Raw genomic sequence first — 21,077 nt, 5'->3', positions numbered from 1 at the left:
TCCACGCTGCCCGTGGCCGGTGCGTGGAAACGCGCCGGCCTTCGCCCTCTGATTGCAGGTAATCGATGTCCGCTTCCGTGCCGGTCTCCGTTCCGCCGCCCGTCCCGCCCGCCTCTGCGGCGCCGCGCCGCGGGTCGCCCGTGGCAGGTTTCTTCATCGATGTGGGCATCGGCGCGGGCACGTTGTTCATCCTCAGCCTGATCAGCGGCATGGCGTGGGGGCTGTATCGCGGCATCCAGATCGGCTATGCCAGTGCCAAGGCCGGCGCTGGCGCCCCTGATGCGGCCAGCCTGACCGATGCGTTCGGCACCCCCGGTGCGCTGGCGCAGGTGCTGATGGCCCTGGTCGCCACCGGCGGCGCTGCACTGCTGCTGTATTTCTGGCGACGGCCTGCCAGCGCGGCCGAACGCCAGGCCTCGGCGCAGGCGCTGCGGCGCCCCTCCACCTGGGGCTGGACCCTGCTGGTGGCCACGCTGATCGTGATCGGCAGCAACGGTATCGCCTTCCTGGCCAAGCAGATCGGAATTGAACCGGTCCCGACCAACCTGGCGCTGATGCACCAGGCCGTCGAGCGTTTCCCGCTGTTCCTGACACTGTTTGCAGTGGTGCTTGCCCCCGCCTACGAGGAGCTGCTGTTCCGCCGCGTGCTGTTCGGACGCCTCTGGCAGGCCGGCCGGCCCTGGTTGGGCCTGCTGCTCAGCAGCCTGGCCTTCGCCCTCATCCACGAGATTCCCGGAACCAGCGCCAATGGCCCGGCCGAGATCGCCCAGCTGTGGCTGGTCTACGGTGGCATGGGCGCAGCCTTCTGCTGGCTGTACCGGCGCACCGGTACGCTGTGGGCGGCGATCATCGCCCATGGGCTGAACAATGCCGTTGCGTTGGCCGCGCTGGTGTTTTTCGGGTCAATGTAAGGCCGCGGCCGCTTGACGAAAAATTAAGCGGGCCCGGTCCACACTGCCTGCATGAACACGGGGGATTCCATGAAGACACTGCTGCTCGCCCTGCTCATCACCGCTCTGGCAGCGGCGTGCGCGACCACCACCTCACCCACCGGCCGCCGGCAGATGGTGGGGGGCGTGTCGCAGGCCCAGCTTGACCAGTTGGGGGCTCAGGCCTTTGCCGAAACCAAGCAGAAGGAAAAGATCAGCACCGATGGCCGCCAGAATGCCTACGTGCAGTGCGTGGTCAATGCGCTGGTAGCGCAGCTGCCCGCACAGTACCGTAGCGTACGGTGGGAGACGGCGGTGTTTGTCGACGCCGAACCCAATGCCTTCGCCCTGCCCGGCGGCAAGGTCGGCGTGAATACTGGCATCTTCACCGTCGCAAAGAACCAGGACCAGTTGGCTGCGGTGATCGGCCATGAGATCGGCCACGTCATCGCCCGCCACCACGAAGAGCGCATCACCCGGCAGATGGGCGCGCAGACCGGCCTGGCCGTGCTGGGCGCGCTCGCGGGAGCCGCTTACGGTGATGGCGCCGCCAGCACGGTCAACCAGCTGGGGGGCACGGCCGCGCAGACGGCTTTCCTGCTGCCGGGCTCGCGCACCCAGGAATCGGAGGCCGACGTCATCGGCCAGCGGCTGATGGCCGAGGCCGGTTTCAACCCGGCCCAGGCCGTGGATCTGTGGCAGAACATGATGGCCGCCAGTGGCGGACGCAGCCCGCAGTGGCTGTCCACCCACCCCGATCCGGCCAACCGGATCCGCGAGCTGCAGCGCGACGCCCCCTCTCTGGCACCGACCTATCAGCAGGCCCAGGCGGCCGGTCGCCGGCCAAAGTGTGGGTGAGTGCGCAGATTGATGCTGTACTGCAGCACATAAAACGATTTCTCACGCCATCTGTTTCTGATACGTTTGGCGGCTCAGATTTTTCTGACAGTCCGACTTTGCCGCTTACGGCGGTTCGATCGAGGTGAACGATGATTTTCCGCAACCATAAAGCTGTGCTTTCCGTCCTCATCGCGACCGCCCTGACCGGCGCCGTGGTCACCGATGCTTTCGCCCAGTCGCGTTCGTCCGAGCGCGGCAACCGCAGCGGCAAGCAGGCCAAGGCGGAAGTCCTGTATCCCAATGCCACGCGTGAGGAGCCGAAGGAAAAGGCGTCCTCGAAGATGAGCAGCAAGCTGCAGAAGCTCATCGACAACTACAACGATCAGAAGTTCCCGGAGACGCTGGAAATCGCCCGCGAGATCCTGGGCAACAGCGCCTCGAACAACTACGACAAGTCGCTGGCCGCCCAGCTGGCTGCGCAGGCCGCCTACCAGTCCGACGATACCGCGGGTGCCATCGGCTACCTGAAGCAGGCCATCGAGCTCAACGGCCTGGACAACAATGGCCACTTCCAGTCGATGGTCATGTTGGGCCAGCTGCAGCTGCAGGAAGACCAGACCGCCGAAGGCCTGGCCACGCTGGACAAGTACTTCGCCGAGAGCAAGTCGACCAAGCCGGAAGAGTTGGTTGCCAAGGGCCAGGCCCTCTACCAGCTGCAGCGTTACCAGGAAGCGATCCCGGTGTTGCAGCAGGCCATCGCCGCCTCGCCGGAGCCGAAGGACAACTGGAACCAGCTGCTGATGGCCGCCCTGTCCGAGGCCGGCCAGACCGGTGAAGCGGTGAAGACCGCCGAAGCACTGGCGGCCAGGAATCCGAACGACAAGAAGGCGCAGCTGAACCTGGCCAACATGTACATGCAGGCCGACCAGATGCCCAAGGCCGCCGCGGTGATGGACAAGCTGCGCAGCAGCGGCCAGCTCACCGAGGAGCGCGAGTACAAGCAGCTGTACTCGATCTATGCCAACACCGAGAACAAGGAAAAGGACGTCATCGCGGTCATCAACGAAGGGTTGCAGAAGGGCATCCTGAAGCCGGATTACCAGGTCTACCTGGCGCTGGCCCAGTCCTACTACTACTCCGACCAGGTGCCGCAGGCGATCGAGGCGTGGCAGAAGGCTGCCCCGCTGTCCAAGGACGGTGAGACTTACCTGAACCTGGCACGCGTCCTGCATGCCGAAGGTCGCATTCCCGAGGCCAAGAAGGCCGCCCAGGAAGCTCTGGCGAAGGGCGTGAAGAACCAGGCGGATGCCAAGAAAATCATCAACCTGAAGTAAGTAGGAATAACGCCTGAACGCCTGCACAGTTGATGCGCAGGCGCTCAGGATTGGTATAGCTTGGAGGTTCCTGCGGTGTCATGCACCGCTGATCAGGAATTCCGCCCCCGGGATTCCGGCCCCACTATTGAGCTCTTGGCGCATGACGGAACAACTAGTCGTTCACCGGTACGAACAAACTGAAGAATCGGGGCTGAGCTGGCCGCGCATCTTCGGCATTGCGTTTGTAATCGCCCTGCATCTGGCCGCCTTCATGATGCTCCTGATCCCCGCCGTGGCCCCCAAGGCCGTGGCCGAGAAGGAGCGCAACGTCATGGTGACCATCGTCGACGCGCCGCCGCCGCCACCACCGCCGCCGCCGCCGCCGCCGCCGCAGGATACTCCCCCTCCGCCGGTGAAGAATCTGTCGCCGCCGAAGCCGTCGCCGGTTCCGCCGCCGCCGCAGGCGCCGGTCGTCGACGTGCCGGAACCGCGCCCGAACGATATCGTCACCCCGCCGTCGCCGCCGTCGCCGCCGTCGCCGCCTGCTTCGATCGAAGCCAGCGTTGACATTTCGTCGAAGGCCATGAATCCGCCGCGCTATCCGCCGGCTGCATTCCGCGCCGGCATCCAGGGCGAAGTGATCCTGATCATTGATGTCGATGCCAATGGCAACGTCACCAATGTCACGGTGGAAAAGTCCAGCCGTAACCGCGACCTGGACCGTGCTGCGATGGAAGCTGCCCGCAAGTGGCGTTTCAACGCCGCTGAATCTGGCGGTAAGAAGGCTGCTGGCCGCGTCCGCGTCCCGGTCAATTTTGCGCTGAACTGATGTGGGCGGGTGGCCGCTGGCCACCCCATCCGCGGGTTCGATTGTCTAGCTTAGCTACACCCTTTATCACCACACACAACAAAGGTAAGCGTCATGCTGCAGGAACTTTTCATCGCCGCTGCTGCCGGGGGCAATCCGTCCAACGCCCTGTCGCAGATGGGCTTCGAGCACCTGATCCACGAAATGACCACCCAGCCGGGTGACTTCGCTGTTTCCTGGGTGGTGCTGCTGACCCTGATCGTCATGTCGGCCATGTCCTGGTACTGGACCGTCATCAACATCTTCCGTTCGGTCCGCCTGAAGAGTGCTGCTGATCGCGTCGTCAGCCTGTTCTGGGACACCCCGAACGCGCAGGACGCCATCCGTGCGATGGAAGAACAGCCGGCTTCCGAGCCGTTCTCGAAGATCGCCCTGGACGCTGCCCAGGCCGCTGCCCACCACCAGCGCGCTGAAGGCGGCGCCACCGGCGGTCTGGGTGAGAACCTGAGCCGTTCCGAGTTCGTCGACCGCGCCCTGCGCCAGGCCGTGACCCGCGAAAGCAACAAGCTGCAGTCGGGCATGACCCTGCTGGCCACCGTCGGTGCAACCGCTCCGTTCGTCGGTCTGCTCGGTACCGTGTGGGGCATCTACGGCGCGCTGATCAAGATCGGTGCCACCGGCTCCGCTTCGATCGACGCCGTTGCCGGCCCGGTGGGTGAAGCGCTGATCATGACCGCCATCGGTCTGTTCGTCGCAATCCCGGCCGTGTTCGCCTTCAACTTCTTCAGCAAGATCAACAGCGCGACCATCAGCAAGTTCGATACCTTCGCGCACGACCTGCACGACTTCTTCGCCACTGGTTCGCGCGTCCGCTGATTGCGGCGCGCGTCACCCTGCGACGAACCAAGTAGTCACCAAGATCTAGACGGAGCCCGTTATGGCTTTCAGTAGTGGTAACAGCGGCGGCCCCATGGCCGACATCAACGTTACGCCCCTCGTGGACGTGATGCTGGTGCTGCTGATCATCTTCATCATCACGGCGCCCCTGATGTCCCACAAGGTCAAGGTGGATCTGCCGGAGGCCAATCTGGTCCAGAAGCCGGATGACACCAACGACCGCAAGGGTCCGATCACCCTGGCAGTCAAGGAAGACGGCTCGATCTACTGGAACGACGAGGAAATCAACAAGCAGACTCTCGAGTCGCGCTTGGCGACCGCCGCCCAGCAGACCCCGCAGCCGCCGCTGAACCTGCGTGGTGACCGCACCACCAAGATGCGCGTCATCAACGACCTGACCAAGGTCGCGCAGGAGCAGGGCATGCTGGACGTCGGCTTCGTTGCGACCAAAGAGAAGGGGCAATAAGCCATGGCATTCAGTAGTGGTGGTGGCAAGGGCCCCATGGCCGACATCAACGTCACGCCCCTTGTGGACGTGATGCTGGTTCTGCTGATCATCTTCATCGTGACCGCGCCGATCATGACGTACCCGATCGCCGTGGACCTGCCGCAGCGCGTGCTCAACCCACCGCCGCAGCTGGTCGAACCGCCGCCGCCGATCGAACTCAAGATCGACGCCAGCAACCAGGTCTCGTGGAACAACAGCCCGATCGCAACGCACGATCTGCAGCAGCGGATGGAACAGGAGGTCCAGCGTGACCCGACCAACCAGCCCGAACTGCGTATCGACGCGAGCCCGGACTCCGAGTACGACGTGATGGCCAAGGTCCTGGCCGCCGCGAAGAATGCTCAGATGAAGAAGATCGGCTTCGTGCAGCAGTAATACGTACTACCGCAGCACAACAGTCATGACGCGACTGCAGACGCCCCTGGAGACAGGGGCGTCTTTTTTTGCGCGGGGGCCGAGCCCTTCCCCGCGGGAAGGGATCCGCCCCCCTCACCGCTGACCCCATCACCACACGTGCGCCCGCTATGATCGGCGCATGCTCGCTCTCTTCGATTCGCTGCGCCTCTGGCTTGATGGCATCGCCCACCTGGGAACGATCCTCGCCGTCGCCTATCTGCTGTACCTGCTCGCCCTGACCGGCTGGATCATGCTGCAGAAGCGCGAGCCGGTGGCCACGCTGAGCTGGATCCTGTCGCTGGCGCTGCTGCCCTACCTGGGGCTTTTCATCTATTACCTGCTGGGCCCGCAGAAGGTGAAACGGCAACGCCTGCGCCGTGGCCGCGCTCGCTCGGGCATGGAGCACTACAGCGATGTCTGCCCGCCCGATGCCGGCTGCACCGAGCTGGCCAAGGTCGCCCAGGCCACCACCGGCCTGGCGCCCAGCAGCGCCACCGAAGTGACCTGGCTGGTGGATGGCGCGGCGACCTACGCCGCGCTGCTGGAGGCGGTGGCGGAGGCGCGCGACCACATCCATCTTGAGTACTACATCTTCAACCCCGACCACGCCGGCACCGCCCTGCGCGACGCCCTGGTCGAGCGCGCGCGGGCCGGCGTGCAGGTGCGCCTGCTGCTCGACGCGGTGGGATCATCCCCGGTGCCCAAGCGCTTCCTGCAGCCGCTGCTGGATGCCGGCGGCGAAGCCGTGTGGTTCCACCCGCGGCAGCTGCTGAAACCCTTCAAGCGGCCGTGGTTGAACCTGCGCACGCACCGCAAGCTGGTCATCATCGACGGCCGGGTGGCCTTCACTGGCGGCATCAACATCACCGACGAGGAAGACGAAAGCCGCAACCCCAACGCCTATCGCGACCTGCACATGCGCATCCGCGGCCATGTCGTGCGCAGCCTGCAGCTTGTGTTCGCCGAGGACTGGCTGTACGCCAGCGGCCAGGAGCCGTCGCAGTTCAATGTTGCCCGGATGTGGCCGGCGGACACGCCGTCGCGCGGTGATGGCAGCATCGACGCCCAGGTGCTGGTGTCCGGCCCGGACTCGGGCTGGGAAACCATCCATCGCCTGCACGTGGCCGCCATCCAGGAAGCCAGCGAGCGGGTCTGGCTGGTGACGCCCTACTTCGTGCCCGGCGAGGCCGCGCGCATGGCATTGACCTCGGCGGCATTGGGCGGGCTGGACGTGCGCCTGCTGGTGCCGAAGATGAGTGATTCCTGGTTCGTCACCCAGGCCGCACGCTCCTACTTCGACGAGCTGCTGCACGCCGGGGTGAAAATCTACGAATACGGGCCGCGCATGCTGCACACCAAGGCGTTCATCGCCGATGACGATGTCTGCATCGTCGGCAGCGCCAACTTCGACCACCGCAGCTTCCGGCTCAACTTCGAGCTGTCGATGATGATCAGCGACCGCGACCGCGTGGCGGAACTGGCCACGCTGCTGCAGGCCGAGTTCGACAGCGCCCGCCGCGTGTACGATGAGGCTGGCCGCTCGCTGTGGCTGCACCGCCTGCCGGAAGCCTTCGCCCGCCTGGCCTCGCCGCTGCTGTAAGGCGGCGCTACACTGCGGCCGATGACCGGGGAGGACTGGATATGTACTGGCTGTACCTGCTGCTGGCGCTGGGCTGCTTCGCCTTTGCGCTGAAAACTTCGAACATGGGCCTGATGTCGCTGGCCCTGCTGGCCGCCCTCGGCTTCCTGCTGGCGTGGGTGCGCGGCCGCTACGTAGCGCGCTTCGGCGACCTGCAGCGCGATCCGTCCACCCTGGTCGATGCCGAGGAGCTGCGGCGCCTGCGCGAGCAGGCCCGCGTCCAGGCCGCTGACAGCATCACCCCACCCTCGTCCACCCCGTAATCCCGTTCCATGACCCAGCTCAGCGTCAACGTCAACAAGATCGCCGTCCTGCGCAACTCGCGCGGCGGTGCCGAACCCGATGTGGTGCGTGCCGCCCAGGCCTGCCTGGATGCCGGTGCCCATGGCATCACCGTGCACCCGCGGCCGGATCGTCGCCACATCACGGCCGAGGATGTGCTGGCGCTGTCGACCCTGACCCGCGCGCGGGGCGTGGAGTTCAACATCGAGGGCAATCCGTTCGCGCCGCCGCGCGAGGGCTACCCGGGCCTGTTGCCGCTGTGCGCGCAGACGCGCCCGACGCAGGCCACCCTGGTGCCGGATGGCGATGGCCAGATCACCTCGGACCACGGCTTCGACTTCGAACGTGATGGTGAACGCCTGCGCCCGCTGGTGGCTGAGCTGAAAGCGCTGGGCTGCCGCGTGAGCCTGTTCGTGGATGCGGGCAACCCGCTGCTGGAACAGGCCGCCGCCGTCGGCGCCGATCGCATCGAGCTGTACACCGGACCCTACGCTGAAGCGCACGTGTCCGGTGATGCTGCCGCGATGCTGCACCTGTTCGCCACTGCCGCGCGCCGTGCCCAGGCGGTCGGGCTGGGCGTGAATGCGGGCCACGATCTTTCGCAGGACAACCTGCGCGACTTCCTGGCGGCGGTGCCGGAGGTGCTGGAGGTCTCGATCGGCCACGCGCTGATCGGTGAGGCCCTGTATGACGGGCTGGACACCACCGTGCGGGGCTATCTGGCCCTGCTGTAACTGCCGACGCCGGGAATGTCCCGGCGCTGCCGCCGGTGCCCATCGCAACTGCTGAGACGTCCGTGGCCCATGCTTCCGGCCTCCTGCGGCGATGGCGCGTGCGCGAATATGTGAGACCTGTGGATAACACTGGGGTCAACGTGCCTCCGCATCCGCCCAAACGCCTACCGCCACGTGAATCCTGGCCGCTTGCGCTGCCTGTGGTTAGCAATAATACTAAAGTCTCTTGATTGGCCGGAGGGCGCCATGCAACCCCACCCTCGCAATGCCCAGGCCGCCATCAAGGGCCGGGGTTCCACCTCCCATCTTGCTGGGCGCTTCGAAAGTACGGTCAGCGAGGCTGTCGATGACGGCTGGGCCATCGACGAAAGCGAGGAATTTCTTGCTCCGCGTCTGCGCACCGAGGTACGTGCGGAAACCGCGCGCAGCATCATCAGCCGCAACACTTCGCCGGATGTGGGCTTCAGCCAGTCGGTGAATCCTTACCGCGGCTGCGAACACGGCTGCTCGTACTGCTTCGCCCGCCCGTCGCACGCCTATCTGAATCTGTCGCCAGGCCTGGATTTCGAAACCAAGCTGTTCGCCAAAACCAATGCGCCGCAGCTGCTGCGCAAGGAACTGTCGAAGCCGAGCTATGTGCCGCAGCCGATCGCGCTGGGGATCAACACCGATGCCTACCAGCCGATCGAGCGCAAGCTCAAGCTGACCCGCCAGCTGATCGAAGTGATGCTGGAGACGAAGCATCCGTTCTCGCTGATCACCAAGAACGCGCTGGTGGAGCGCGATATCGACCTGCTGGCACCGCTGGCGGCAGAGAACCTGGTCAGCGTGCACTTCTCGGTGACCTCGCTGGACCCGCACCTGTCGGCGAAACTCGAGCCGCGTGCATCAGCACCGCACGCGCGCCTGCGTGCGATGAAGCGCCTGCATGAGGCGGGCATTCCGGTGGGCGTGATGGTGGCGCCGGTCATTCCGTGGATCAACGACAGCGAACTGGAAGCCGTATTGGAAGCCGCGCACGACGCCGGTGCAGCAACCGCAGGCTACGTGCTGCTGCGCCTGCCGCTGGAAGTCGCGCCGCTGTTCCGCGATTGGCTGGACACGCATCACCCTGACCGCGCCGCGCACGTGATGAGCACCATCCAGCAACTGCGTGGTGGCAAGGATTACGACAGCCAGTTCGGCACGCGCATGCGCGGCCAGGGCGTGTATGCGGAGCTGTTGAACAACCGCTTCAAGCTGGCGCGCAAGCGGCTGGGCTTCAACGCACAGAACAGCCACTGGCCGAAGCTGGATTGCAGCCGGTTCCTGAAGCCGTTGCCGCCGCGGAAGGAATCACCGCAGGGTTCGTTGTTCTGAAGTGTAGCGTCGAGCTTGCTCGACTGAGAGCGGAGAAGCAGTCGAGCATGGCTCGACTCTACACAGAGCCAAAGCAGTCGAGCATGGCTCGACTCTACGAAGGGCGCTACCCACCAAACAACTTCTGCGCGTTCTGGAACAGGATCCAGCTGGTGGCGATGAACTTGTCGCCGCCCTGCGGCCGGTTGCCGCGATGGGTGTGGGTGAACGCGGTGGGCGCGATCAGCAGGCTGCCGGTACGCGGTGCGATCTTGCGGCCCTGGAACAGGAACTCGGTTTCGCCTTCCTCGAACCCGTCGTTGAGGTACAACGTCCACAGCAGGTGGCGGTGCAGCGTTTCGGCCTGTGCATCCTTCGGGTACAGCTCGCAGTGCCAGTAGGGGTAACCGCCCTCGCCCGCCGCGTACCACTGCAGGTTGATCGCACCCGGGCGCAGGCAGGTGCGCGCGAGGTCGGCCAGCTGTTCCGGCGCCATGTCGGGAAAATCCTCGGCTGACAGTCGGCGTGGGCCGTTGCTGCCTTCGATCTGCAACATCAGCGGTGCGATCAACGCCTGTGGATAACGGCGTAGATAAGTCTGCAGCCCGGCAAAAACTGCCTGTTGCAGGGCGTTGTCCACGTCGCGCCACGCGTCCAGCCCGCTGATGCGCAGATCCTTGCTGTGCTTGAGTTCGGGGAAAACGCCACTGCCCACCGCACCGGGCTTCAGGCCCTGGCTGTCGCGCATCCGGGCCACGATGGCGGCGCACACGTCACTGGGGACGGCGTTGTGGATGACTTCGATGAAATCGACCGGGCCCGGCTCGTGCATGCATGCAATCCTTCGGCGGCAAGGGCCTGATGGTGCCGTTTGCCGCCGCCGCTGTCACCCCGCGGTCATGTCATCGCACTGCCATGACCGCTGTAGGGATGGCCTGAATCACGCGTTCTGCGCGTCATGCTCCTGGTGGTAACGCACTGCCTCGGCCACTTCCTCGCGCGAGCCGAGGAACACCGGTACGCGCTGGTGCAGGTGGTTCGGCTGGATGTCGAGGATGCGCTCGCGACCGGTCCACGCGGCACCGCCGGCCTGTTCAACCAGCAGCCCCATCGGGTTGGCTTCGTACATCAGGCGTAGCTTGCCGGCCTTGTCCGGTTCCTTCTTGTCCCAAGGGTAGATGAAGATGCCGCCGCGGGTGAGGATGCGGTGCACGTCGGCCACCATGCTGGCGATCCAGCGCATGTTGAAGTTCTTGCCGCGCGCGCCCTCCTTGCCGGCCAGCAGGTCCTGCACGTAGCCCTGCATCGGCGTTTCCCAATGGCGCTGGTTGGACATGTTGATGGCGAACTCCTGGGTGGCCGCCGGAATCTGCATGTTCTCGGTGGTCAGCACGAACTCGCCGGTTTCGCGGTCCAGGGTGAACGCATGCGTACCGTGGCCAACGCTGAGCACCAGCTGGGTGCTGGGCCCGTAGATGCAGTAACCGGCGGCAACCTGCCTGCTGCCCGGCTGCAGGAAGGCTTCATCGCCCGGCAGTTCGATGTTGGTCGGGCAGCGCAGCACCGAGAAGATGGTGCCGACGGAGACGTTGACGTCGATGTTGGAGCTGCCATCGAGGGGATCGAACAGCAGGAGGAAATCGCCGCGCGGGTAGATGTCCGGCACCGGCTGGCTGTGGTCCATCTCTTCCGATGCGCAGGCGGCGAGATGGCCGCCCCAGGCGTTGGCTTCCAGCAGGATCTCGTTGCTGATGACGTCCAGCTTCTTCTGCGCTTCGCCTTGTATGTTGCCGGTGCCGGCTTCGCCCAGTACGCCGCCGAGGGCGCCCTTGCTGACGGCGATGGAGATGCTGGTGCAGGCGCGGGCGACCACGGCGATCAGCTGGCGCAGGTCGGCGTTGATGCGGCCGACGTGCTGTTCCTGGATCAGGAAGCGGGTCAACGAAGTACGGGACATGAGCGGGCAGGTCTCGGCAGCGGGAAAACGCCTATTGTCGCTCGTCCTGCACACGCGTGCGTGAGCGTGGGAGGGCGTAATCGTTTCCAGATGCATTGCGCTCGTGGCGCCTTCCTTCGGTCGAGGCGTGCGGGAGGGGGAGACGATGCAGGACACGCTGCAAGTACATCCCTGTAAGCTCGATGGCGCCATCCATGGCACCAACGGTCCTGCATCGCCTCCCCCTCCCGCGCGCTTCAGGGTTCGCCGCGAGCGCGGAGGGAGAGGCAAAGGCAGGAGCAGGAGCAGGAGCAAAAACAAAGGCGCCTTTCGGCGCCTTTGTTTTCAAGCTTGTGCAGCGTTGCTTCAGCCCTTGGCGACGGTGGCCACGGCCTTGGCGACGTATTCCAGGTTGTTCTGGTTCAGCGCGGCCACGCAGATGCGGCCGGTGCCGACGGCGTAGATGCCGAACTCGTCGCGCAGGCGTTCGACCTGCTCACGGCTCAGGCCGGAGTAGGAGAACATGCCGGCCTGTTCGTTGATGAAACCGAACTGCGGCGCACCGGCGGCGGCGAGCTTTTCAACCAGGCCCTGGCGCAGGGCGTGGATGCGCTCGCGCATCTCGGTCAGTTCCTGCTCCCACATCGCACGCAGGTCCGGGTTGGTCAGCACGCCGGCCACCAGCGCGGCACCGTGGGTGGACGGGCTGGAGTAGATCGTGCGGATCACACGCTTGACCTGCGACTGCACGGCCTTCGCGTCCGCTGCGGTCGGGGCGACCATCGACAGTGCACCTACGCGTTCGCCGTACAGCGAGAACGACTTGGAGTACGAGTTGGCGACGATGAAGCTGTCGATGCCGGCTTCGGCGATGATGCGCACGGCGGCGCCATCCTGCTCGATGCCCTTGTCGAAGCCCTGGTAGGCCATGTCGATGAACGGGAACAGCTGCTTGTCCTTCAGGACCTGTGCCACCTGCTTCCACTGGCTGACGGTGAGGTCGGCGCCGGTGGGATTGTGGCAGCAGGCGTGCAGCAGCACCACGGTGCCGGCCTGCAGCTTCTGCAGATCGGCCAGCATGCCGTCGAAATCCACGCCATGGGTGGCGGCGTCGAAGTAGGTGTATTCGACCACGTCAAAGCCGGCGGCGCCGAACACCGCGCGATGGTTTTCCCAGCTCGGGTTGCTGATCGCGATGGTGGCGTGCGGCAGCAGCTTCTTCAGCACATCGGCGCCGACGCGCAGCGCACCGCTGCCGCCGACGGTCTGTGCGGTGGTGACGCGGCCGGCGGCCAGCAGCGGCGAGTCCTTGCCGAACACCAGCTCACCGGTCGCCTGCGTGTAGGCAGGCAGGCCGTCGATCGGCAGGTAGCCACGCGGTTTGGCTTCGGTGGCGAGCTGCTGCTCGATCTGCTTGACGGCGCGAAGCAGCGGAATGCGGCCGCTCTCGTCGTAGTAGATGCCCACACCCAGGTTGACCTTGGTCGGGCGGCTGTCGGCGTTGTACGCCTCGGTCAGGCCCAGGATCGGGTCGCCCGGGACCAGTTCCACGTTTGCAAAGAAGGACACGGCGGTACTCGTTCTATTAGAGGGGGAGAAGAAGCGCGGGTCGCGAAGCTGCGGCCGGCGGCCGCAACCGGCCCATCGTAACAAAGCGTGCCACCGGCGCGGCGGCCATCGTCACGCCGCAGCCCGTACCATGCCGGGTTGTTTCCCCGCCGTGCGTGTAACTGAACGATGAACGAGCCTCTGGCGCCACGCCGCCTGCCCCTGCTGATCGCCCTGCTGCCGCTGCCGGTGCTGGCCCAGACCGCCGAGCCTGCCCCGCCGCAGCTTCCCACCGTGGAAGTCCAGGCCGCACGCGTGCAGGGCATCGACCCGTTCGCGCTGCCGGCCAGCCAGGACACGGTGTGGGTGGGCGATGACCGCAGCGGGCCCGGCGTGCAGGTCTCCGAAGCGTTGGCCGGCGTGCCCGGGGTGCTGGCCCGCGACCGCCAGAACTATGCGCAGGACACCCAGCTGTCCATCCGCGGCTTCGGTGCGCGCTCCACCTTCGGCGTGCGTGGCGTGCGTGTGCTGATCGATGGCGTGCCGGCCACCATGCCCGATGGCCAGGGCCAGCTGTCGCATGCCAGCCTGCTGGGCGCCGAGCGCATCGATGTGCTGCGCGGCCCGTTCTCGGCGCTGTATGGCAACTCATCCGGCGGCGTGCTGCAGGTGTGGAGCGCGCAGGGCCAGGCCGGTGACCCGTGGCGGCTGCGGGTGAACGCCGGTGCCGACAACACCCTCAGCCTCGGTGCTCAACTGCGGGGTGCCGGGCCGGTGGCGGACTACAACATCGCCGTCAACCACTTCCGTACCGATGGCTGGCGCGACCACAGCGCGGCGCGGCGGGAATCGCTCAACGCGCGGCTCGGTGCCGAACTGGGGGGCGGCCGCCTGGAACTGCTGCTCAACGCGCTGGACGCGCCCGATGCGCAGGACCCGTTGGGCCTGACCCGCGCCCAGGTGGCGGCCAACCCGCGTCAGGCCACGGCTGTGGCCCAGCAGTACAACACGCGCAAATCGGTGCGGCAGCAGCAGGCCGGCCTGCGCTGGACCCGCGAAAGCGGTGCCCAGCGCTGGCAGCTGATGGGCTATGCCGGGCAGCGCGCAGTGACCCAGTTCCTGCCGATTCCGCCGACGGCGCAGGCCAACCCGCTGCATGCCGGCGGGGTGATCGACCTGGACGGCGGCTACGGCGGCCTGGATGCGCGCTGGGGCTGGAAGGGGGATCTGGCCGGGCGGCCGCTGGATGTGGTGGCCGGCATCAGCGCCGACCGCCAGCGCCAGCATCGCACCGGCTATGAGAACTTCGTCGGCAGCACCTTGGGCGTGCGCGGCCGCCTGCGCCGCGACCAGATCGACACCGTGCAGAACGTCGATCAGTTCGCCCAGGCCTGGTGGCAGTGGAGCCCGCGCTGGTCGCTGCTGGCCGGTGTGCGGCACAGTACGGTGCGCTTCGAATCGGATGACCGTTACATCACCGGCAGCAACCCCGACGACAGTGGCCGCCGCCGCTACCAGGCGACCACGCCGGTAGCCGGGGTCAGCTTCGAGGCCACCCCGCACTGGCGCCTGCACGCGGCGGTCGGGCAAGGCTTCGAAACCCCCACCTTCAACGAGCTGGGCTACCGCAGTGACGGCCAGGCCGGCCTGGCGCTGGACCTGTCGGCCGCGCGCAGCCGCAACATCGAAGTCGGCAGCAAGTGGCATGCGCAGAGCGGAACCCAGCTCGATGTCAGCCTGTTCCGCGCCGTTACCGATGATGAGCTGGCCGTTGCCAGCAACACCAACGGCCGCAGCACCTACCGCAACATCGGCCGCACCCGCCGCCAGGGCGTGGAGCTGCAATACCACCAGCCGCTGGCCGAACAGTGGGAGCTGCAGCTTGCCTGGACCTGGCTGCAGGCGCAGGTGCGTTCGCCGTACCTGACCTGCGGTGGCACCGGCTGCCGCGTGCCCGACACCGTGGTGGCTGCCGGCAGCCGCCTGCCCGGTGTGCCCCGGCAGCAGGCCTTCGCCCGCCTGCAGTGGTCGCCCGGCGACTGGCAGTGGGCGCTGGAGGCCAACGCCAGCAGCGACACGGTGGTGAACGACCTGGCCACCGAGCGCGCGCCCGGCTACACCGTGCTGAACCTGGAAGCCGGCCGCCGCTGGACCCTGCCCGGCGGTGATCTGCGCGCCTTCGCGCGCCTGGACAACCTGCTGGACCAGGCCTACATCGGCTCGGTGATCGTCAACGACGGCAATGGGCGCTTCTACGAACCGGGCCCCGACCGGCGCGCCAGCGTCGGCCTGCAATGGTCGTGGCGCTGACCCGGCCGCGCTGTCTGCCTGGTTACACACGCTTACATTTGCACACGCGGGAATACACGACAGCGTCGCTATCATGACGCAAATGGGAATCGATCCCATTTGAATCTCCGATAAGGACTCCCCTGTGATTGCCGATGCCCTCACCCGCGCGGGCCTGCCGCGCGCTGCCTTGCCGTGCCCGCGCGCCATCGCGCTCGCCATCGCTCTGGCGCTGCCGTTGGCCGCCCATGCCGAAGCCCCCGCCGATGCCAACCCGACCACCCTGGATGGTCTGGAAGTCACCGCGCGCCGCCAGTCGCAGGCCGACAGCTACACCCTGCCGATCAGCAAGGCCGCCATCGGCCTGGATCTGAGCCTGCGGCAGACCCCGCAGTCGGTGACCACGGTCACCCGCCAGCAGATGGATGACCTGCAGATCGAATCCATCGATGACGTACTGACCAGCACCACCGGCATCACCACCTATTCGCTGGACAACGCCGGCCGCACCACCTTCCGTGCGCGCGGTTTCGACGTCGGCAACTTCAAGGTCGATGGCATGCTGATCAACGGCGCCAGCAGCTTCAGCGGCGGCGGTGCCGGCCTGAACATGGACCTGTACGACCACGTGCAGGTGGTGCGCGGCGCCAACGGCCTGCTCGGTGGCACCGGTGACCCGTCGGCCACGGTGTACCTGGAGCGCAAGCGCCCGACCCGTGAGTTCGGTGGTGCCGCCTCGCTGACCCTGGGCAGCCATGACAAGCGCCGCCTGATGGGCGACGTCAACGTGCCGCTGACCGCCGATGGCCGCGTGCGCAGCCGCTTCGTGGTCAGTGCCGAGGATTCGGATACCTTCCGCCAGCGTGAGGACGTGCAGCGCCTCGGCGGCCTGGCCAGCTTCGAGGCTGACCTGGGTGATGCCACCGTGGTGAACCTGGGCGTGCAGTACGAGCGCACCCGCAACGGTGGCAGCTCGTGGGGCAGCAACGTGCCGATCTGGTGGGCCGATGGCACCCGCACCCACCTGTCGCGCAGCACCAACCCGGCGGCCGACTGGAGCGTGGCCAAGCGTGACAACACCTCGGTGTTCGGCAGCGTGGAACAGGGCCTGGGCGCGGACTGGAAGCTGCGCGTGGCGTTCGCCCATGACAGCGGCGAGAGCTACACGAACTACGGCGTGGCCAAGGTCAACAACGCTGCCCGCGGCCAAGGCTACGCGGGCTTCTGGAACCCCGATGGCAGTGGTGCCTTCCTCAATGCCATCCACAGCGAATCGGAAACGCGCCGCGACAACCTGGACATCAGTGTCAGCGGCCCGCTGCAGCTGTTCGGTCGCGAGCACCAGCTGATGGCCGGCTTCAACGGCTACCGCAGCGAGATCACCGATTACAGCTTCAGCGCCGCGCTGGGTAACTGCAGCATCGCCGGCGTCGCCCCGTGGAGCGGCTGCCAATACCGCGCGGTCGGCCTGCCGATCGACGACTGGCGCACCTGGGACGGCAGCTACGCGCCGTTCGAGACCTTCCGTACCCCGGCCCGCACCAAGACCATCACCCAGAACCTGGGTGGCTACCTGGCCGGCCGCTTCAGCCTGGCCGAGCCGCTGTCGCTGGTGCTGGGCACCCGCGTAAGCAACTACAAGACCTACACCCAGACCTACACCCAGGCCGACGTGCGTACCCGCAGTGCCGCCAGCGGCGACCAGCAGGTGGTGACCCCGTACGCGGGCCTGGTATGGGACTTCGCTGCGAACTACTCGGCCTATGTGAGCTACACCGATGTGTTCAGCCCGCAGGGCAACGTGCGTGATGCCAATGACAGCCTGCTCGACCCGGTGACCGGCAAGAGTTACGAAGCCGGCATCAAGGGCGAGTGGGCCGACGGTGCGTTGAATGCCGCGCTGGCCGTGTTCCGCAACGAGCAGAACAACGTGGCCGAGAGCACCGGTGAAGTGCATCCGGACACCGGCTTCACCATCTACCGCGCGGTGGACGGCGTGGTGTCCAAGGGTGCCGACCTGGAAGTGTCCGGCCGCCTGGCGCAGGGCTGGAACGTGTATGCCGGCTACACCTGGCTGCAGGTGGACGGCCTGTCCTACCAGCAGGATCCGCGTCACCTGCTGCGCCTGAACACCTCCTGGACCCTGCCCGGTGCGCTGTCGAAGCTGACCGTGGGCGGTGGCCTGTCGATGCAGAGCGGCACGGTGATGTCGACCAACCCGGGGCGCCCGCTGGGCGGCGGGCAGTACGATGCCAGCAACCTGCCGATGGGCGGCTACACCCTGGTCAACCTGATGGCGCGCTACGCCCTGACCGACACCGTGCAGCTGGCCGTCAACGTGAACAACCTGACCGACAAGCTGTACTACACCCAGTACGGCTTCTACGACGGGCTGATCTTCGGCGAACCGCGCACCACCACCTTCAGCATCCGCGCGCGTTTCTGAGCGTCGCCGTGGCACCGGCCTGCGCCCTGCAGGCCGGTGCCGCATCTGGGAAGATGCCCGCATGGCCGAGTCCTCCACACCGCCCGCCCGCATCCTGATCGTCGACGACGATCCGGATCTCGGTGCCCTGCTGGGCCAGTACCTGGGGCAGCACGGCCTGCACACCGTGGTCGCCGGCGATGGCGAGGGCATGCGCGCGGCGTTGGCTGCGGACACGTTCAACGCGGTGGTGCTGGACCTGATGCTGCCCGGCGAGGATGGCCTGGCCCTGTGCCAGCAGCTGCGCACGCAGACCACGCTGCCGGTGATCATGCTGACGGCGCGTGGCCGCCCGGCCGACCGCATCCTCGGCCTGGAAGTGGGCGCCGATGACTACATGGCCAAGCCGTTCGACCCCCGCGAGCTGCTGCTGCGGCTGCGTGCGGTACTGCGGCGGCAGGCGCCCGCGCAGGCGGCCCCGGCCGCTACGGTGGACGTGGGGCGGCTGCGTTTTTCCGGCTGGACGCTGGACGCGCGCACCCACCTGCTGCAGGCCGATGATGGCCGCCGCCACCTGCTGGGCGAGACCGACTTCAGCGCGCTGCAGCTGTTCCTGCGCCATCCTGACGAAGTGCTCGAGCGCGATTTCCTGGTGGAACAGGTCTACGGCCGCGACCGCCTGCCCAGCGACCGCAGCATCGACATGTGCATCAGCCGCCTGCGGCAGATGCTGGAACATGACAGCCGCGCGCCGCTGCTGATCCGCACGGTGCGCAATCGTGGCTACTGCCTGGCCGGCCCGGTGCAGGCTGATGGCTGAGGCGCGCCTGGCCTGGCCGCGCACCCTGTACGGGCGGCTGGTGCTGGTGCTGGTGGCGGGCATGCTGCTGGCGCAGCTGCTGACCGGCACCGTCTGGCACGACGCCCGCTATGAGCGGGTGGCCGAGATACCCGCGCGGCTGACCGCCGCGCACGTGGCGCAGACCCTGCGCCTGCTGGAAGCCCCTGACTCGCCGCTGGCCGGTGCCGACCCCGCCGTGCTGTCCACGGCCGACCTGCAGGTGCGGGCGGTCGAGGATGCTGGCCACGTTTCCCTTCGCGCACGTGACCGCGCGGTGGAGCAGCTGCTGCGCGCATCGCTGCAGGGCGAACTGGGCACGCCGCGCGAGCTGCACCTGCAGCGCCTGCGCCTGTACGACGCGCAGGGACGCGAGGATGACAAGGTGCTGTCGGCGCGCCACGTCGCCGGCCAGTTCCAGCTGCGCGTGCGCACGGTGCAGGGGCACTGGCTGCAGTTCGACGTGCGCGAAGGCCAGGCCGGCCTGCAGCTGGAACCGGCACATGCGCTGGGTGACTACCTGCTGCGCATCTATGGCCTGCGCACTCTGCTGATCGTGCTGCTGGCCCTGCTGGTGGTGCGATGGCTGACCCGGCCATTGACCCGGCTGGGTGCAGCCGCGCAGGCCCTGGGCCGCAACCTGCATGCGCCACCGCTGCCGGTGGAGGGCCCGCGCGAGGTGCGCCAGGCCGCGCAGGCCTTCAACCAGATGCAGCAGCAGCTGCAGCAGGCCGCGCAGGGCCGCGAGGAACTGCTGGCGGCGGTCTCGCACGACCTGCGTTCGCCGCTGACCCGCCTGCGCCTGCGCACCGAACTGCTGGCCGACGAGGCCGCGCGCACCCGCTGGCGCGCCGATCTGGACGACATGCAGGAGCTGGTCGATTCGATACTCGACTACAGCAGCGCCACCCAGCTGCGCGGCGACCGCGAGCCAATTGATATCGACGCGCTGCTGCGCACGGTGGTCGAGGATGCACGCGAGGCCGGCCATGCCGTGCAGCTGACGGGCCGGGTGGGCGTGGCCTGTCCCGGATTCCCGCGCAGCCTGAAGCGCGCGCTGGCCAACCTGCTGGACAATGCCGGGCGCTACGGTGGCGGTGCGCAGGTGGACGCGTGGAGCGATGCCGAGGCCATCCACATCCGCATCGCCGACCAGGGCCCGGGCATACCTGCGGCACAACGGCAGCGGATGCTGCAGCCGTTCCAGCGCCTGGAGGCATCACGCAGTGCCCGCCATGGAGGCACCGGACTGGGCCTGAGCATCGCGGTGGCGGTGGTACAGGCGCATGGCGGCCAGCTGACGCTGGAAGATGGCGACGGCGGCCACGGGCTGTGCGTGCGGATCACCCTGCCGCAGTCGTAGAGTCGAGCTTGCTCGACTGTCTTGAAGCAGTCGAGCAAGCTCGACGCTACCAACGGCAGTCGAGCAAGCTCGACGCTACCCGGTCAATCCGGCGCCTTGGCCGGCACGAACGGTGAGGTCGGGTCGCTGGCCGGGAAGGTCTCTTCCAGCGCCTGGTCCTGGTTGTCGCTGGCGTGCTGCTTGCGCTCGCGACGCTTGAGCGGGCTTTCCTGGCCACCGCGATGACGGTCCCCGCAGTCCTTGCGGTCCTGGGCTGCCTGTTCAGGGTGACGGACCACCGGCAGCGCGTCCTCGTGCGGTACGTCCATGCCGGCGCCACGGTCCTCGGCATCGGCCAGGTCGTGCTTGGCGCGGGATTCGCCCGGCACGGGGGCATGGGTCTGGCGCAGCGGGTCACGGTGGGACATGGCGAATACCTGGCGTCTGGCGGGGGACTCCACTACAGCGCGGCGCAGGTAAAGCCGCTGCGAACCCGGCGTCATGAACACATCTGTCACGGCTGGATAACGGCACCGCCGGTATTCCTGCCCACCCGCCCTGCTGCAGGAGTCGGCCATGGCCCGTCTTGAACGCCCCGCCCCGTCCGTGTTCAACGCCCTGCTCGACCCGCTGGGCCCGCGCACGCCCCCGCGCCGTACCCGCCGCCATGAAGATCCGCAGGCCGTGGCGCAGGATTACCTGCAGTACATGCTCAATGATTACGAGCGGCGACGTGTCAGCGGCCACCGCAACTGGCGCGACCTATGCCCGGTGTATGCCTTCGCCCTGACCACGCACGCGGCCGATTGGCCACGCGGGGGTGATGCCGATACCTGCGAGGAACTGGCTGCACACTGGGAACAGATGCGCGGACAGTCGCGACTGGGCTGGGCGCAGGCGCGGCCGGTGGTGGAAGACGCCTGGCGCGCGCTGGACCACATTCCCACCGCCGCGGTGCGGCCATTGCTGCAGTAAACCCATCGCCGCGCGCCACCCGTCCTGCACGGGGCCG

General features: G+C 67.0%; 20 protein-coding genes. 16 read left to right on the top strand and 4 right to left on the bottom strand.

Annotation, left to right across the window (positions count from 1 at the left end):
• Window positions 1-65 precede the first annotated feature (65 nt).
• From ACQKDV_RS00345 to ACQKDV_RS00295, 11 genes are all read left to right on the top strand, one after another.
• Window positions 66-911, top strand: a complete 846-nt coding sequence (locus tag ACQKDV_RS00345) for a CPBP family intramembrane glutamic endopeptidase (RefSeq protein ID WP_427781817.1) — start codon at window positions 66-68, stop codon at window positions 909-911.
• A 69-nt stretch (window positions 912-980) separates the two neighbouring features.
• The gene (locus tag ACQKDV_RS00340; RefSeq protein WP_427781816.1) at window positions 981-1,787 is read left to right on the top strand and encodes a M48 family metallopeptidase; all 807 of its coding nucleotides are present in this window, start codon (window positions 981-983) and stop codon (window positions 1,785-1,787) included.
• A gap of 131 nt (window positions 1,788-1,918) precedes the next feature.
• Window positions 1,919-3,103 (top strand): tetratricopeptide repeat protein, encoded by a 1,185-nt coding sequence (locus ACQKDV_RS00335; protein WP_427781815.1) that lies wholly within the window; start codon window positions 1,919-1,921, stop codon window positions 3,101-3,103.
• Window positions 3,104-3,245: 142 nt separating this feature from the next.
• A complete protein-coding gene (locus ACQKDV_RS00330; protein ID WP_164073008.1) occupies window positions 3,246-3,914 on the top strand; it encodes an energy transducer TonB in 669 nt (222 codons plus the stop codon).
• Between the two features lie 93 nt (window positions 3,915-4,007).
• Entirely contained in the window at window positions 4,008-4,769 is a 762-nt protein-coding gene (exbB, locus tag ACQKDV_RS00325; RefSeq protein WP_108767146.1) for a TonB-system energizer ExbB, read from the top strand.
• A 61-nt stretch (window positions 4,770-4,830) separates the two neighbouring features.
• Window positions 4,831-5,256, top strand: a complete 426-nt coding sequence (locus ACQKDV_RS00320) for an ExbD/TolR family protein (protein WP_079224462.1) — start codon at window positions 4,831-4,833, stop codon at window positions 5,254-5,256.
• Between the two features lie 3 nt (window positions 5,257-5,259).
• Window positions 5,260-5,673 (top strand): ExbD/TolR family protein, encoded by a 414-nt coding sequence (locus tag ACQKDV_RS00315; RefSeq protein WP_283221264.1) that lies wholly within the window; start codon window positions 5,260-5,262, stop codon window positions 5,671-5,673.
• Window positions 5,674-5,833: 160 nt separating this feature from the next.
• The gene (cls, locus tag ACQKDV_RS00310; RefSeq protein WP_427781814.1) at window positions 5,834-7,294 is read left to right on the top strand and encodes a cardiolipin synthase; all 1,461 of its coding nucleotides are present in this window, start codon (window positions 5,834-5,836) and stop codon (window positions 7,292-7,294) included.
• A gap of 41 nt (window positions 7,295-7,335) precedes the next feature.
• Window positions 7,336-7,596 carry a hypothetical protein gene (locus tag ACQKDV_RS00305; RefSeq protein WP_427781813.1) on the top strand — a complete coding sequence of 87 codons (261 nt, stop codon included), beginning with the start codon at window positions 7,336-7,338 and terminating at the stop codon, window positions 7,594-7,596.
• 9 nt (window positions 7,597-7,605) lie between these two features.
• Window positions 7,606-8,349: a pyridoxine 5'-phosphate synthase gene (locus tag ACQKDV_RS00300; protein ID WP_427781812.1), complete on the top strand. Its 744-nt coding sequence runs from the start codon at window positions 7,606-7,608 to the stop codon at window positions 8,347-8,349.
• A 246-nt stretch (window positions 8,350-8,595) separates the two neighbouring features.
• Window positions 8,596-9,708, top strand: coding sequence for a PA0069 family radical SAM protein (locus tag ACQKDV_RS00295; RefSeq protein WP_427781811.1), 1,113 nt, complete (start codon window positions 8,596-8,598; stop codon window positions 9,706-9,708).
• A gap of 106 nt (window positions 9,709-9,814) precedes the next feature.
• Here ACQKDV_RS00295 and ACQKDV_RS00290 read toward each other — a convergent pair whose 3' ends face one another.
• From ACQKDV_RS00290 to ACQKDV_RS00280, 3 genes are all read right to left on the bottom strand, one after another.
• Window positions 9,815-10,519 (bottom strand): 2OG-Fe(II) oxygenase, encoded by a 705-nt coding sequence (locus ACQKDV_RS00290; protein WP_427781810.1) that lies wholly within the window; start codon window positions 10,517-10,519, stop codon window positions 9,815-9,817.
• Between the two features lie 108 nt (window positions 10,520-10,627).
• A complete protein-coding gene (locus ACQKDV_RS00285) occupies window positions 10,628-11,644 on the bottom strand; it encodes a class 1 fructose-bisphosphatase (protein WP_427781809.1) in 1,017 nt (338 codons plus the stop codon).
• Window positions 11,645-11,989: 345 nt separating this feature from the next.
• Window positions 11,990-13,192, bottom strand: a complete 1,203-nt coding sequence (locus ACQKDV_RS00280; protein WP_427781807.1) for an aromatic amino acid transaminase — start codon at window positions 13,190-13,192, stop codon at window positions 11,990-11,992.
• 168 nt (window positions 13,193-13,360) lie between these two features.
• Here ACQKDV_RS00280 and ACQKDV_RS00275 point away from each other — a divergent pair, with 168 nt between their 5' ends.
• The 4 genes from ACQKDV_RS00275 to ACQKDV_RS00260 all read left to right on the top strand — a co-directional run bounded on the left by ACQKDV_RS00275 (window position 13,361) and on the right by ACQKDV_RS00260 (window position 20,086).
• Complete coding sequence (locus tag ACQKDV_RS00275) at window positions 13,361-15,481, top strand: TonB-dependent receptor family protein (protein ID WP_427781806.1); 2,121 nt, start codon at window positions 13,361-13,363, stop codon at window positions 15,479-15,481.
• A 124-nt stretch (window positions 15,482-15,605) separates the two neighbouring features.
• The gene (locus ACQKDV_RS00270; RefSeq protein WP_427781805.1) at window positions 15,606-17,906 is read left to right on the top strand and encodes a TonB-dependent siderophore receptor; all 2,301 of its coding nucleotides are present in this window, start codon (window positions 15,606-15,608) and stop codon (window positions 17,904-17,906) included.
• Window positions 17,907-17,967: 61 nt separating this feature from the next.
• Window positions 17,968-18,705: a response regulator gene (locus ACQKDV_RS00265; protein ID WP_427781804.1), complete on the top strand. Its 738-nt coding sequence runs from the start codon at window positions 17,968-17,970 to the stop codon at window positions 18,703-18,705.
• Complete coding sequence (locus ACQKDV_RS00260) at window positions 18,698-20,086, top strand: ATP-binding protein (RefSeq protein ID WP_427781803.1); 1,389 nt, start codon at window positions 18,698-18,700, stop codon at window positions 20,084-20,086. Before ACQKDV_RS00265 ends, ACQKDV_RS00260 begins: the two co-directional genes overlap by 8 nt.
• An 83-nt stretch (window positions 20,087-20,169) precedes the next feature.
• Here the strand turns inward: ACQKDV_RS00260 and ACQKDV_RS00255 are convergent, their stop codons facing one another.
• A complete protein-coding gene (locus ACQKDV_RS00255) occupies window positions 20,170-20,493 on the bottom strand; it encodes a hypothetical protein (RefSeq protein WP_324806151.1) in 324 nt (107 codons plus the stop codon).
• Between the two features lie 148 nt (window positions 20,494-20,641).
• Between ACQKDV_RS00255 and ACQKDV_RS00250 the strand changes: the two genes are divergently transcribed.
• Entirely contained in the window at window positions 20,642-21,040 is a 399-nt protein-coding gene (locus tag ACQKDV_RS00250; RefSeq protein WP_427781802.1) for a hypothetical protein, read from the top strand.
• The last annotated feature ends 37 nt before the right edge of the window (window positions 21,041-21,077 follow it).

The sequence above is a fragment of the Stenotrophomonas sp. NPDC077659 genome, from assembly GCF_050268705.1.
Taxonomy (GTDB): Bacteria; Pseudomonadota; Gammaproteobacteria; order Xanthomonadales; family Xanthomonadaceae; genus Stenotrophomonas.
This window is presented reverse-complemented; position numbering and strand designations above follow the sequence as displayed.

Bases quoted from the DNA above. Each gene is read 5' to 3' on its own strand.
- ACQKDV_RS00340 (WP_427781816.1), top strand. From the start codon at position 981: ATGAAGACACTGCTGCTCGCCCTGCTCATCACCGCTCTGGCAGCGGCG.
- ACQKDV_RS00320 (WP_079224462.1), top strand. From the start codon at position 4,831: ATGGCTTTCAGTAGTGGTAACAGCGGCGGCCCCATGGCCGACATCAAC.
- ACQKDV_RS00255 (WP_324806151.1), bottom strand. From the start codon at position 20,493: ATGTCCCACCGTGACCCGCTGCGCCAGACCCATGCCCCCGTGCCGGGC.
- ACQKDV_RS00295 (WP_427781811.1), top strand. From the start codon at position 8,596: ATGCAACCCCACCCTCGCAATGCCCAGGCCGCCATCAAGGGCCGGGGT.
- ACQKDV_RS00275 (WP_427781806.1), top strand. From the start codon at position 13,361: ATGAACGAGCCTCTGGCGCCACGCCGCCTGCCCCTGCTGATCGCCCTG.
- exbB (WP_108767146.1), top strand. From the start codon at position 4,008: ATGCTGCAGGAACTTTTCATCGCCGCTGCTGCCGGGGGCAATCCGTCC.
- ACQKDV_RS00345 (WP_427781817.1), top strand. From the start codon at position 66: ATGTCCGCTTCCGTGCCGGTCTCCGTTCCGCCGCCCGTCCCGCCCGCC.
- cls (WP_427781814.1), top strand. From the start codon at position 5,834: ATGCTCGCTCTCTTCGATTCGCTGCGCCTCTGGCTTGATGGCATCGCC.
- ACQKDV_RS00285 (WP_427781809.1), bottom strand. From the start codon at position 11,644: ATGTCCCGTACTTCGTTGACCCGCTTCCTGATCCAGGAACAGCACGTC.
- ACQKDV_RS00305 (WP_427781813.1), top strand. From the start codon at position 7,336: ATGTACTGGCTGTACCTGCTGCTGGCGCTGGGCTGCTTCGCCTTTGCG.
- ACQKDV_RS00330 (WP_164073008.1), top strand. From the start codon at position 3,246: ATGACGGAACAACTAGTCGTTCACCGGTACGAACAAACTGAAGAATCG.
- ACQKDV_RS00250 (WP_427781802.1), top strand. From the start codon at position 20,642: ATGGCCCGTCTTGAACGCCCCGCCCCGTCCGTGTTCAACGCCCTGCTC.
- ACQKDV_RS00265 (WP_427781804.1), top strand. From the start codon at position 17,968: ATGGCCGAGTCCTCCACACCGCCCGCCCGCATCCTGATCGTCGACGAC.
- ACQKDV_RS00300 (WP_427781812.1), top strand. From the start codon at position 7,606: ATGACCCAGCTCAGCGTCAACGTCAACAAGATCGCCGTCCTGCGCAAC.
- ACQKDV_RS00260 (WP_427781803.1), top strand. From the start codon at position 18,698: ATGGCTGAGGCGCGCCTGGCCTGGCCGCGCACCCTGTACGGGCGGCTG.
- ACQKDV_RS00315 (WP_283221264.1), top strand. From the start codon at position 5,260: ATGGCATTCAGTAGTGGTGGTGGCAAGGGCCCCATGGCCGACATCAAC.
- ACQKDV_RS00290 (WP_427781810.1), bottom strand. From the start codon at position 10,519: ATGCACGAGCCGGGCCCGGTCGATTTCATCGAAGTCATCCACAACGCC.
- ACQKDV_RS00335 (WP_427781815.1), top strand. From the start codon at position 1,919: ATGATTTTCCGCAACCATAAAGCTGTGCTTTCCGTCCTCATCGCGACC.